Below are 13,126 nucleotides of genomic sequence, written 5' to 3' on the forward strand. Positions count from 1 at the left end.
GAGACTCAGACCAGTACGCGCTCGAGGTCGACGACGGTTCCGGCGTCGTCCTCGGGGTCGCCGACCAGTTCACCCAGACAGACCGCTGCCCCGTCCGGCGTCGTACAGGCAACCAGCGAGCCCCGCTCGGCGTCGTCGGCCTCGAGGACGCCCGGGGCGTAGACGGGCGCGCCCGTCGCGACCTGCTCGGCCGCGCTCTCGGCGATCACCACCTGTGGGATCCCCTCGAGGATCCGCTCGGCGGGATCGACGATCTCGAACAGCGGCTCGGGGTCGTCGTCCTCGAGCCAGAACGCGAGCGCGTCGTAGAACTCCTGGGCGGTATGCAGGCTCGTATCGTCGAACGGCGTCGTCGCCGTCCGTCGGAGATGGCCCATGTGAGCGCCCGTACCGAGCGCGAGCCCCAGGTCGTGACAGAGCTTGCGGACGTAGGTCCCGCTCTCACAGCGGATCCGCAGGAGGAGCCGTCGGTCCTCGGCCTCGAGGACGTCGAGGGCGTAGATCTCGCGGGTGCGAAGCCGGCGCGAGACGGCGCTCTTGCGGGGCGGTTTCTGGTAGATCGGACCCTCGAACTCGGCGACGATCGAGTCGGCGTCTTCCGGCACCGAGCCGTGACACTCGAGGACGGCGACGTACTCCTTGTCGCCCTCGAGGAACGTCTGGGCGAGCCGCGTCGCGTCCCCGAGCATCACCGGGAGACAGCCCGTCACCTTCGGATCGAGCGTGCCGGCGTGGGCAGCCTGGTCGATCGGCTCCGCGCCTCGCTCGGCGAGGGCGTCTGCAACTTCGTCTCGAAGCCAGCCGCTGACCTGGTGGGAGGAGGGGCCGGGCGGTTTGTCGAGGTTGACGACGCCGAACCGCAACAGTTCGGCGGGTGATCGCTCTTCGGGTGGACCACGCAGCGCCATCAGAACTCGTAGTCGACGCCAGTGACCGGCGTTTTCCCCTCGTCGCCGTCGGCGTCGTACTCCCCGACAGCCGTCACGAGCATGTCGAGGACGGCGTCGGGCTCCCAGCGGGCCGTGTTCACCGAGAGATCGTAGATCGTCAGATCCCGAATGTCGATCCCGTAGTACTCTCGGTAGCGCTGGGCCTCGCTCGCCTCCCTCGCTTTGGTCTCCTCGGTCGCTCGCTCGGGGTCTTTCGATTCGCGCTCGGCGATCCGTTCACCCCGGACCGCGGCGGGTGCGTCGAGCCAGAACCGGAAGTCGGCGTGGTCGCCGGCGAGCCACCCCGCCAGCCGCGACTCGAGGACGAGGTCGTCGTCCTCGGTGGCGATCTCTCGGAGTCGACGATCGAGGTCGCGATCGATCTGGTCGTTCTCCTCGGCCAGCTTGTTGAACTCGAGGGGGGTGTAGCCGCGCTCGTCGGCCAGTTCGCGAAAGATGTCGCCGCCGCTGACGTGGTCGAGATCGAAGGCGTCGGCGAGTAGCTCCGCAGTCGTGCTCTTCCCGCTTCCCGGCGGGCCGGAGACGGTGAGTAACATATCCGAACTGCGACGGGACGAGTAAAATGGGTTTTGAATCGATCGACGGAGAGATCGTCAGCCGGAACGGCGTCAGGTGCTCGAGGGAGTCATGTCGATGTTCAGCGCCTTCCGTAGCAGCTGGGTAAAGCCCATCGAACACAGGAAGTACCAGACGATCCAGGCCCACATCGGCCCGAGTAGCCCCTCGTCCAGCGCCACCTCACCGGCGATCGGCATGATCATCAGTCGATCGGCCTCGGTGACGTGCCCGCCGAGGATCTTCCAGTACATCCAGAGGAACAGTGGGATGGTAAACAGCATGATCCAGACCATCGGTCGGAACTGCTCTTTGAACATCCCAAGGTTGTCGGCCATCGCCTCCATCTGTTCCTCGCGGACCTCCTCCATCTCGTTTTCGAGCCGTTCGATCTCGGCCTCGCTGGCGTCGCGCTCCTCGGCTTCCTTCTTGCGCTCGCGGACGTCTTTCTGTTTTTCCTGCATCGCCTTCATCCGCTCCTGGTACTTCCCGATCCGTTCGGGGTTCATCAGGTTCGCCTGCAGGAGCGTCGAGTACAGTCCCGTCAGCAACGCGACCGAGAGGATCACCGCGTAGAACGGCAGCGCCGCGTCCAGTGGCCCGAACACGACGTCGATCGTACTCCCGACCGTGTTTCGGACCGAGTCGAGCCAGTAGCCGATCATCAACAGGACAGAGCCGACGGCGGCCAGCTTGTCCCACTGCGACCAGCTCGCGGCTTCCTCGTCGATGTCGACGTCGGGAACCCCGCCGACGTCTTCGTCGCTGTCGAGGGCCTCGTCGTAGGCCTCCCGGTCGGCGATCTCGAACCCCTCGTCGCCGTCGACGAGCACCCCTTTCTCGATCAGTCGACCCCACTGTCCGCTCGTCAGATCGTCGTTGACATCACCCCACTGGACCTCGCCGCCGTTCCTGTCGGCTTCCTCGCGGATTGCCTCCAGGGCCTCCGTCATCGAGGAATCCTCGCGGACGAGGGCGTTGATCTTCTCGGCTGTACGCGTCATCTGCCAGAGGCTAGGGTACGTCCGATATACAAGTGTTTTTCTTCGGCTGGCAGAGCGGTGCTGGTTCTCAGGGATCGAGTTGGATCTTCAGACCGAGTCTTCGATCGTTTCCTTGACGTCCTCCCAGACTTCCTCGGGTGCCTGATCGCCGTCGATCCGCTCGAGGACGCCCTCGTCGTCGTAGTGTTCGACGACGGGCTCGGTGTTCTCCCGGTAGACCCGGAGCCGTTCCGTGACGGTCTCTTCGGTGTCGTCCTCGCGTTGCTCGAGTCGGCCCTCGACCTCGGGATCCTCCGGCGGGTTGTACTCGACGTGGTAGATGTCGCCGGTCTCGGGATCCAGCCGGCGACCGGTCAGCCGGTGGACGAGCTCCTCCTCGCTGACGTCCAGGTAGAGGACGACGTCGAGGTCGGTCATCTCGGCGAGCTCCTCGGCCTGTTCCAAGTTCCGCGGATAGCCGTCGAGCACGTAACCGTTGGCCTGCGAGAGGGCCTCGTCGACGATGGCGTTGACGACCTCGTCGGGGACGAGTTCGCCCTGGTCCATATACTCCGCGGGCGTGTCGTACTCCGTGTCCATATCGGAGATATCCATCTCCTTGTTCGCACGGAGGGCGTCCCCGGTGGTGACGTGTTCGACGCCGAACTCCTCGGCGATGTTTGCGCTCTGTGTCCCCTTCCCCGCTCCGGGCGCTCCCAGGATCAGGATGTGTGGCTGTGCCATATCAGTCCGTTCAGCACCGTCGCATAAAGGCTTAAAGAATCGGGCACGTCGGTACGGGTATGACGCGATTCGACGCCGACGAGCCGTCCGAGCGACGAAAACTGTACGCTGCGGGGATCCAGGCTCACCGCGAGCGCGGGACCGGATTCGTTACGTTCGAGGTCGACGAGGACTCCCTCTCGGCCGCCGAGGACGTCGACCCCGAACTGGGGACGCCGTGGGTACAGTTCGCCGACGGGACGATCAACCTCGACTGTACCGATACGGAACTCGAGTCGCTGAAAGACCTGCTCTCGGAGTTCCCGGTGTTCAAGATCGACGAGATCAACCGCTCGAAGGAGATCGAGGGTGTCAACGTACGGATCAGCGCCAAGGCAGACCCGAACCGGATCGGCCAGTTCGTCGACGCCGTCTTCGCTCGCGTCTACGGCCTCCCCGAGGACGTTCGGGTCTGGCTGGTCGACCTCTGACTACTCGATCCGGAGCTCGCCGGAGCCGTCGCCGTCCTCAGCGCCCTCGTCCCACTCGAGTTCGAACTCGACGCTGAGCTCGGCGGGGCCACCCGAACTCGAGGTCTCGCGTTCGGCTTTGACCTCGAAGGTCGGCCGCGCTGGCGGCGACATCGTGACCGACTCGCCGCCAGCCTCGAGGGTAAACTCGTCGCCGCCGTCGACCGAGTCGGCGACCGAGCGGAGGTAGTCGGCGATCTCGCTTCGTTCCATCGACCGTTCGAACTTGAAGAGGACTTCCTCTGGCATACCCGAACAGAGGGGGTGTCAGGTATAGAGTCTGTCGCCGGATCCGGCACGGCGAGAACGAGCGACGAACGGCGACTGCCCGGTCGTTGGATTTATCGCCCCGTCAAAGAAACGATAGGATACGTCCGGCCCGGCTTGAACAGCAACCCCGGCCGTCGGACCTCGTCGAATTCGGTCGATCCCGGTCTCGAGCGACTCGACTCCGGGATCGACGCCATCTCGGCTTCCACAACGTATGACGACTCCCAGATCCGTGCTCGCTTGGCCTCCGTCTCGATCCGAAACCGATCCGCTCGCGCCTTCGAGCTCCGGGTGGTCCCCGTGCGCGTGATCATTGTCGGTGCCGGCGAGGTCGGCCAGTCGATCGCCGAAAACCTCCAGGAGTCCCACGACGTCGTCGTCATCGATCGGGACGAGGACGTCGTCGAGGAGCTCACGTACTCGATGGACGTCCTCGCGATCCGTGGCAACGGCACCGAGATCGCGACGCTGCGGGAGGCCGGTATCGAGGACGCCGACCTCGTGATCGCCTCCACCGACAACGACGAGTCCAACGTCGTGATCTGTGGCGCCGTCAAGACCGAAAGCGACGCGTTCACGATCGCCCGCGTGCGACGGCGAACGCTCCTCGAGACCTGGCAGGGAACCCAGGGCGCGTTCGGGGTCGATTTTATGGTCTGTACGGACCTGCTGGCAGCCCAGACGATCTTCCGAATCTCCGGGCTGCCGGCGGCCCAGGACGTCAACATGTTCGCGGGCGGGCTCGTCCGCATGGCGGAGTTCGAGATCGGCCCGGACAGCCCCGTTGCCGATCTCTCCATCCAAGAAGCGGACTGTTACGACTCGATGACCTTCGCCGCGATCTTCCGTGACGGCGAGATGATCGTCGCGAGCGGGGAGTCGATCATCCGTCCCGGCGATCGGGTCGTCGTCATCGGGAGCCCCGATTCGGTGAAGGGCTTTGCCTCGGACATCACCACGCCCGATCACGGCGAGAACCGAGAGATCGTCATCATCGGCGCCAGCGAGATCGGCTTCCAGACCGCCCGCGAGTTCGAGGACCACGGCTACGAGCCACGCCTGATCGAACAGGACCACGATCGCGCCCGGGAGGTCGCGGAGGCGCTGCCGAACACGATGGTGATGGAAAGTGACGCCACCGACACTGACTTTCTCGTCAGGGAACACGTCGACGAAGCCGATCTCGTCGTGGCAGCACTGGACGGCGACGAGAAGAACCTCCTGGTCTCGCTGCTGGCCAAACGCCTCGGCGTCGATCGAACGATCGCGGTGATCGAGAACCTCCAGTACGCCGACCTGTTCGAACAGGTCGGTGTCGACGTCGCGATCAATCCTCGCGAGGAGACCGCCGAGGAGATCATTCGATTCACGCACGCGGACCACACCGAGAAGATCGCGATGGTCGAACACGACCGTGCGGAGGTCATCGAGATCGAGGTCGGCGAGGACAGCGTCCTCACGAACCGACCGATCACCGAGGCGACGGCCGACCTTCCCGAATCTGTCGTGATCGGTGCGATCTCTCGTGCCGGCGAGCTGATCACGCCGCGAGGAACGACCGTCGTCGAACCGGGCGACCACGTCGTCCTGTTCGTCGACGCGACGGTTCTCGATCGCGTCCTCGGGCTGCTGTAGTCGAGCCACGGATGAACCCATAGACGTCACCGCCGAAGCCTCTTTGAAAGAGGGTTGTAGATGCCGCTCCATCCTTCGAGCGGCACGTCAACATCATTAGAGAAGAGAGCTGATTTCGGCCCATTTATCCCGACTAGGTAGCTTCATTCCAGTATGAACCATCGTTCGGTGCGCTCAGTTATTCGTCTCTGTTCGCGGGAAGTGACGAACGGATTCGATTACTGGGAAGGGTGGTCGGTGTGAGCCTCCACATCCGGACTCACGAGCAGTATCGAGCGGTCGACGCCTTCGTCTGTAACCTGACGAGGCACCACTATGAGTGACGAAGAACTCGCGAAGGACCTCGGGCTGATCTCGGCGCTGACGATCGGGATCGGGACGATGATCGGTGCGGGAATCTTCGTCCTGCCGGGGATCGCCGCCCAGGAGGCCGGCCCCGCGGTCGTTCTCTCGTTTATTATCGGCGGAATGATCGCGATCATCAACGCCCTCTCGGTGAGCGAACTCGGGACCGCGATGCCGAAAGCCGGCGGTGCGTACTACTATATCAATCGCGCTCTCGGCCCGCTGTTCGGCTCGATCTCTGGGATGGGCGACTGGATCGGGCTCGCGTTCGCCAGCGCCTTCTACTCGATCGGATTCGGTGGCTACCTCGCGGATCTGCTCGATGGCGTCGTCGTCTCGATCCCCGGGCTCGGGTCGGTCGCCTTGCTGCCGACGGTCGCGCTCGGCCCGTTCACGTTAAACGAGATCCAGATCGGCGCGGTGATCGCCGGCGCGATCTTCGTCGGCGTCAACTACGTCGGCGCCAAGGAGACCGGGAGCATCCAGACGGTGATCGTCACCCTGCTACTCGGTATCCTGACGATTTTTGCGATCGTCGGCTTTTTCTCGTTCGACTGGGCAACGGTGACGGCCGAGGGCGGCCTGGCACCGGAGGGAACAGGTTCGATCCTTCCCGGCGCCGCGCTCGTGTTCGTCTCCTATCTCGGCTATGCGAAGATCGCGACCGTCGGGGAAGAGCTCAAGAACCCCGGCCGGAATCTCCCTATCGCAATCGTCGGCAGCGTCGCAATCGTGATGGTCATCTACACGATCCTCGTCGGACTCCTGATGGGCGTAATCCCTCACAGCGAATTCTTCCTCGACCAGGTCGAAGAGGCCCCGATGTCGTACGCCGCCGAGACCGTCTTCGCCTACGAGTTCGCGGTCGCCGGGGTCGAGATTCCGATCCTCGGTGTCGGCGTCACTTCGATCACGATTGCTGCGCTGCTGGCGACGGCCTCGAGCGCGAACGCCTCGATCCTCGCATCGGCCCGGATCAACTTCGCGATGGGTCGGGACAAGATCGTCACCGACTGGCTCAACGAGATCCACCCTAACTACGCGACGCCGTACCGCTCGATCGCCCTGACCGGACTGATGATCATCGTCTTCATCATCGCGCTCGGCGAAACGGTCGAGATTCTTTCGAGCGCAGCGAGCGTCCTCCATCTCGTCGTCTACGCGCTGATTAACGTCTCGCTGATCGTCTTCCGCGAGGCCGACGTCCCGGAGTACGATCCCGACTTCGAGGTGCCGTTCTACCCGTTCACACCGATCGCCGGCTTCGTGCTCTCGCTCGCGCTGATCTACTTCATGGACAACATGGCGACCCTGATCGGCGGCGTCTTCGTCGCGTTCGCGATCGTCTGGTACTTCTTTTATGCCCGCGACAAAACGGATCGCCAGGGGATCCTCAGCAGCTACATCCTCGACCGCTCCGATGAGATGCCCGATCCAGCAGTCTCCGCCGTCAGCGCAGTCAAACCGCGTGGCGAAGCTGAGGACGACGCCGGTCCGCGGGTCATGGTTGCGATCGCGAACCCACGAACCGAACACGCATTGATCACGCTCGGCAGCGCCCTAGCTCGGGCCAAGGGCGGCTCCGTCCTCGCGACCCATATCGTCCAGGTGCCCGATCAGACCCCGCTCCAGAAGGGTGCCGAGCAAATCGACCAGATTAGCGCCGAATCCGAACGACTGCTTGCCGACGCCCGGGACTCCGCGGAGACGTTCGGGGCCGACGTCGAGACGAAAACGATCGTCTCGCATCGTTCTTTCGAGGAGGTGTTCGACGCCGCCGACACCTATGATGTCGACACGGTCGTCATGGGCTGGGGCGGCTCGACCGTCGGCGAGGGCCGAGTTGAGCGCCCCCTCGACGAACTCACGCACGAACTGCCGTGTGACTTCATCGTCCTCGATGGCGAGGACGTGGCTGCCGAGCGGATTCTCGTTCCGACCGCTGGCGGGGAGGGCTCGGAGGTCAGTGCCGCCGTTGCACGCGCGCTTCGAGCCGAGTACGGCGGCGAGATCAGTCTGTTACACGTCGTCGACGACCCCGACGAGCGCGAGGACGGTGAGGCCTTCCTCGAGGAGTGGGCCGCCGAGCAGGATCTCGGAGACGCGACGCGGATCGTCGACGACTCCGGCGATGTCGGCGCGGCGATCGAGCGGGCCGCGGCCGACCACTCGATGGTGATCCTCGGTGCAACCCGGCGTGGACTCCTCTCGCGGCTCGTCCGGGGGTCCCTGGTCTTCGATGTCGCGACGGATCTCGACGTTCCGGTCTTGCTCGCCGAGAAACAGAGCGACCGGTCGGTCCGCGCTCGCGTCCTCGGCGAGCAGGAGGACTGAGTTCGGTCGCCGACCCGAACGGGTTCGTTTTTACGGATCGTTGGCCGAAAACTCTCACGGAGACCGTCATGTGAGTGGAACACAAGCGACAGAAAAAAGGCCCCACACTCCAACTGGCGCCTGATGGAGCGAAACGCGGGAGCTCGAAACCGTCGGTCGAGATCGAAGATATTCGCCCGACAGCGTGCAGCGACGGGAATCCAGCAGGGGCGTTTCCAAATAGATAAGTGCCCGCGGAAACCATCGACCGACATATAAGCGGTCTTCAAACGAGGTGAACACAATCTTCAGCGAAGCTATGATCCCCATGGAGGTGCAAACGCGCGTTGACGTCTTCGAGCAGATTTTCCTGGTCTTTCTTGGACTCGGAACGCTCGTCGGCGTCGTCGTCGTCGCGTACACCTTGTACAACGCGTACAAGTACCGTGATGGCGCCGCGAAGACAGCCGACAAGGATACACCGACACTCGGGGAGTTACCGACAGGAGGAGCGGGTGGAAAGAAACTGTTCCTATCGTTCGGCCTGAGCGCGATCATCGTGATCTCGCTTGTGGTCTGGACGTACGGAATGCTGTTGTACGTCGAAGATCCGGGCGACGACATACCCCAGGAGGACGCCATCGAGGTCGACGTCGTAGGTGACGGGTTCGCCTGGTTCTTCGAGTACGAGAACGGAGCCGAATCGACGAACACGATGACCGTTCCGGAGGACACGCCGGTGTGGATCAACGTTACCGGTGGCGACGTCTGGCACACGTTCGGCATCTCAGACTTACGCGTGAAAGCCGACGCGATCCCCGGCGAGAACGACGAGACGTGGTTCATGGCCGAAGAGGCCGGTGAAACCCACGAGATCGAGTGCTTCGAACTCTGCGGTGACGGCCACTCCCAGATGACCGGGACGGTCGAAGTCGTCGAGGAAGAGGAGTTCGAGGAGTTCCTCGAAGAGGAAGCGCCGGACGAAGATGAGAACGGTGACGACGAAGAGAACGGCGCCGATGAAGAAGAGAACGGCGCTGACGACGAGGAGAACGGCGACGACGCCGATGACGAGAACGGTGATGACGAAGAGAACGGTGACGACGCCGACGACGATGAAGAGAACGGCGACGACGAAGACACTGACGAGGACGCCGACGACGGAGGTGACGTCTGATGAGTGACCTCCCGCCGATGACGTCGGTCAAGCGGTGGCTGGTGACGACCAACCACAAGGACGTCGGGATCCTCTACATCGTGACCGCCCTGTTCTTCCTGGTCGTGGGCGGCGTGATGGCGCTACTGTTCCGGGCGCATCTCTGGGAGAGCGGCGGAACCGGCCTGCTCACCGACAACCAGTTCAACCAGGCGGTCTCGACCCACGGTTTGCTGATGGTGTTCTGGTTCCTCTCGCCGATCGCCTCCGGGTTCGCGAACTACCTCGTCCCCTTACAGATCGGGGCGAAGGACCTCGCCTTCCCGCGACTGAACGCCCTGAGCTACTGGTTCTACCTGTTCTCGGGGATTCTCCTGGGGATTTCGTTCTTCCAGGGTGGCTCGTGGTCTGCCGGCTGGACGATGTACGCGCCGCTGAACGTGCCGACGTACACGCCGGCACTCGAGGCGACGACCGGTGGTAACGCGACGATCCTCGCGTTGATGCTGTTTGTCTTCTCGATTACGATCGGGACGGTCAACTTCCTCGTAACGATCCATCGCTCGCGCGCGGAGGGACTCGGCCTGTGGAACATGCCGCTTTTCACCTGGTCGTGGCTGCTGACCGTCTGGATGATGCTGTTCGCGTTCGCAGCACTGCTTGCCGCGTTGCTGTTGCTCTCTGTCGATCGGCTGTTCCTGACACAGTACTTCGCGACCGACCAGGGGTCGGGCTTGCTGTGGGCCCACCTGTTCTGGTTCTTCGGGCATCCGGAGGTGTACATCGTCTTCTTCCCCGCGCTGGGGATCATGTTCGAGACGTTCCAGACCTTCACCGGACGCCGGCTCGTCGGCCGGAAGTGGGTCATCATCGCGATGGTCCTCGTTGCGGTGCAGTCGTTCCTGGTCTGGATGCACCACATGTTCCTGACGACCATCAACTTAGAGATCAAGACCCTGATGATGGCAACGACCATCGGGATCTCGTTACCCTTCGACCTGATGGTCTTCGCGCTGATCTACACGATGGTCAAGGGACGGGTTCGGTTCACGACGCCGTTCCTCTTTAGCCTCGGCGCGCTCGTGTTGTTCATCCTGGGCGGTATCACTGGGGTGTTCCTCGGCGCCGTCGTGCTTGACTACGAGTTCCGGGGCACCTACTGGGTCGTCGCTCACTTCCACTACGTGATGGTCTCGGGGGTCACCGCTCTGATCGGCGGCCTCTACTACTGGTGGCCGAAGATCACCGGGAAGATGTACTCCGAGACGCTGGGCAAGCTCAGCTTCGCGGTCTACTTCATCGGGTTCAACATGCTGTACTTCCCGATGTTCCTCGCCTGGGAGACGCCCCGCCGTGTCTTCCACTTCGCCGAGGGGACCGAGATCTACCACCAGGTCGCAACCGTCGGCGCCTTCGTTCTGGGTGCCGGCGTGTTGCTCGTCTTCGGGACGCTCGCGTACAGCTTCGTCGCTGGACCGCGAGCGCCCGAGAACCCCTGGGAGTTCTCACGGACCGCTGAGTGGGCGATCCCCTCGCCCCCGCCGCTCGAAAACTGGGACGGCCGTCCCAGCTACGCCAGCGGCTCTCTCGAGTTCGTCGACGACTCGAAGGCTGCGACCGATGGTGGCGTCGCACAGGGAGAGGATACGGTCCCGAAGACGGCCGGCTCTCACGAGGAAGAACACGCCGACCACGCCAGCATCTGGCCGCTGGGGATCGGTATCGGTCTGTTCACGTTCTTCCTCGGCCTCTCGGGTCTGACGCCGTACGCCGTCGAGTTCGCCGAGGGAACCGGCGTCCCGCCGGAGGGTCTCACCGGAACGGCAGCCGACCCGAACATCATCTATCCGGTGATCACCGCCCTCGGGCTAGCGATCATGGCCTACACGTTGTTCAAGTTCGGCGTCGAGCAGTTCAACGTCCCCGAGATGGCTATCGCCGAGCGCTGGCCGTTCGGCGGCGTCGGTAACACGAAGTTCGGCGTCTGGGTGTTCCTCGCTTCGGACGTCGTCGTCTTCGGTGCCGCGATCGGGGCGTTCGTCTTCATGCGCCTTCACACCGGCTGGGGTGACTGGGAGACGATTCCGTTCGCCTCCTGGCCCGGCCTGCTGAACACGTACGTCCTGCTGACCTCGAGCTTCACGGTCATCCTCGCGCTCGTGATGGCCGAACGCAAGAACAAGCGAGGACTGCTCGCGACGCTGGGGGCGACCCTTGCGCTCGGGCTCACGTTCATGAGCGTGAAGGCTTACGAGTACGCCTACAAGTTCAACATCGACGAGTACTGGTGGACCAGCATCGAGCACTCCATCTACTTCGTTACGACCGGGCTACACGCCCTGCACGTGATCCTCGGGCTGTTGATCGCCATCTTCATGATCTATCGGGTCTGGTCGATCGACGCCTACCTCGAGGACCACCGACCGGTGGAGTTCTTCGGTCTCTACTGGCACTTCGTCGACATCGTCTGGGTCATCCTCTTCCCGCTGTTCTACCTGATGTAGCGGCTCTCCGCTACACGCTTCGAATCGACTTCCAATCGCTTCGTCGACGACTCTTTTGCTGTCCTCGCGTTCTTGAGCCACGCGGCCGTCAGTCGCTCGACGCCGCGACGTGGCGTCCTGTGGCCCGCTGTCGCTCCTGACGACGCATCCACGACCGACCGATAGCCGTCTGGGCCGGACAGACGGTGATATCAGGCTTCGGTCGGACTACGATCAGCCGCGTGACGTCGCCGAGACGCGTCGACGCCGCTTCGGTAGGCCGGATAGACGACCGCGTCGTCACACACTACACAGACGGCCAGAGCCACGCGTAAGTGTCGGGCAGCTCGTCGCTTCCAAGACGTCGGAGGCTCCCCGCGTCCTCGACACGCCACACGAACCGGTGCCGAGCCCCAGTCGAGGACGCGACGCGGATCGGAGTTCGTGACACGTCGGGGCCGAGCCGACCGAACGTGATCGCACCGCGGCGCTCGATCTCGAACTGGCATCGGACGCATGAGGAAGGTATAAGTGTCCCACACACGCATTCCTCATCAATGGCCGACGTCCGTACGTACACCCTCATCTACGTCGTACTGCTGGTGTTGGGTACCGGGAAGTTCGTGTTCTTCCAATTCCCCGAGATATTTCCGGAGGCAGCCGCGATCGGTGGGACCATAATTCTCGCCGTCATCAAGGTACTGCTGATCGCCGCCTACTACCAGCACCTCATCGAGGAACCGCGCTCGATCACGTACATGATGGGAATCGCCGTGTTCATGGTGTTCCTGCTGACCATCGCAGCGGGATACTCGATCCAGTAAGCGATTCTTCGACCTTCTCTTCGGCGCCCGTTCCCGATGAGCGTCGGCTCCGTCGACCGAGACGGATATGGCGCGACTGCGTTTCGGCCCCAAATTGACCGCTATGGCTCTCGATAGGACGATGGCGCCCGTGGAGGCTGTTCGGCCGATGTCGGCCTAGAACGCTCGTGGACCGTCTGTGAGCGACTCCATCGCCGTCACTCTGCGGTCTTCGTGATACCGACGCGTTCAGAAGACTCGGGTCCGACAGGGCCGAGTTCGGCGCGACGAGACGTGGACTTCGGGGGGATCGAGTCGGTGTGTTCGAACGCGAGAGACCTATTCTCGGGACTACGGGACCGAATCGTTCCCCGGCATCG

Annotated in this window: 11 protein-coding genes; 6 read left to right on the forward strand and 5 right to left on the reverse strand. The window is 63.3% G+C overall.

The genetic code is table 11. From position 1 onward, the window contains the following. Positions 1-5: 5 nt before the first annotated feature. The 4 genes from NATOC_RS16460 to NATOC_RS16475 form a co-directional block, all read right to left on the reverse strand. Positions 6-908: an RNA-guided pseudouridylation complex pseudouridine synthase subunit Cbf5 gene (locus NATOC_RS16460; RefSeq protein WP_015322609.1), complete on the reverse strand. Its 903-nt coding sequence runs from the start codon at positions 906-908 to the stop codon at positions 6-8. Then, the gene (gene cmk, locus NATOC_RS16465; RefSeq protein WP_015322610.1) at positions 908-1,486 is read right to left on the reverse strand and encodes a (d)CMP kinase; all 579 of its coding nucleotides are present in this window, start codon (positions 1,484-1,486) and stop codon (positions 908-910) included. The genes NATOC_RS16460 and cmk overlap by 1 nt, the downstream gene beginning before the upstream one ends. Before the next feature lie 72 nt (positions 1,487-1,558). Then, positions 1,559-2,509 (reverse strand): DUF106 domain-containing protein, encoded by a 951-nt coding sequence (locus NATOC_RS16470; RefSeq protein WP_015322611.1) that lies wholly within the window; start codon positions 2,507-2,509, stop codon positions 1,559-1,561. 87 nt (positions 2,510-2,596) lie between these two features. After that, positions 2,597-3,232: an adenylate kinase gene (locus tag NATOC_RS16475; protein WP_015322612.1), complete on the reverse strand. Its 636-nt coding sequence runs from the start codon at positions 3,230-3,232 to the stop codon at positions 2,597-2,599. Positions 3,233-3,291: 59 nt separating this feature from the next. Here NATOC_RS16475 and NATOC_RS16480 point away from each other — a divergent pair, with 59 nt between their 5' ends. Further along, positions 3,292-3,702, forward strand: coding sequence for a hypothetical protein (locus NATOC_RS16480; protein ID WP_015322613.1), 411 nt, complete (start codon positions 3,292-3,294; stop codon positions 3,700-3,702). Here NATOC_RS16480 and NATOC_RS16485 read toward each other — a convergent pair whose 3' ends face one another. Next, positions 3,703-3,990 (reverse strand): amphi-Trp domain-containing protein, encoded by a 288-nt coding sequence (locus NATOC_RS16485; RefSeq protein WP_015322614.1) that lies wholly within the window; start codon positions 3,988-3,990, stop codon positions 3,703-3,705. Positions 3,991-4,311: 321 nt separating this feature from the next. Between NATOC_RS16485 and trkA the strand changes: the two genes are divergently transcribed. From trkA to NATOC_RS16510, 5 genes are all read left to right on the forward strand, one after another. Beyond that, complete coding sequence (gene trkA, locus NATOC_RS16490) at positions 4,312-5,646, forward strand: Trk system potassium transporter TrkA (RefSeq protein WP_049888955.1); 1,335 nt, start codon at positions 4,312-4,314, stop codon at positions 5,644-5,646. A gap of 315 nt (positions 5,647-5,961) precedes the next feature. Further along, the gene (locus NATOC_RS16495) at positions 5,962-8,325 is read left to right on the forward strand and encodes an amino acid permease (protein ID WP_015322616.1); all 2,364 of its coding nucleotides are present in this window, start codon (positions 5,962-5,964) and stop codon (positions 8,323-8,325) included. A 307-nt stretch (positions 8,326-8,632) separates the two neighbouring features. Next, positions 8,633-9,481, forward strand: coding sequence for a cytochrome c oxidase subunit II (coxB, locus tag NATOC_RS16500; protein ID WP_049888820.1), 849 nt, complete (start codon positions 8,633-8,635; stop codon positions 9,479-9,481). Then, the gene (locus NATOC_RS16505) at positions 9,481-11,964 is read left to right on the forward strand and encodes a cbb3-type cytochrome c oxidase subunit I (RefSeq protein WP_015322618.1); all 2,484 of its coding nucleotides are present in this window, start codon (positions 9,481-9,483) and stop codon (positions 11,962-11,964) included. The genes coxB and NATOC_RS16505 overlap by 1 nt, the downstream gene beginning before the upstream one ends. Positions 11,965-12,500: 536 nt before the next feature. Then, complete coding sequence (locus tag NATOC_RS16510) at positions 12,501-12,767, forward strand: cytochrome C oxidase subunit IV family protein (RefSeq protein ID WP_015322619.1); 267 nt, start codon at positions 12,501-12,503, stop codon at positions 12,765-12,767. Positions 12,768-13,126 lie beyond the last annotated feature (359 nt).

The sequence above is a fragment of the Natronococcus occultus SP4 genome (assembly GCF_000328685.1).
Lineage (GTDB): Archaea > Halobacteriota > Halobacteria > Halobacteriales > Natrialbaceae > Natronococcus > Natronococcus occultus.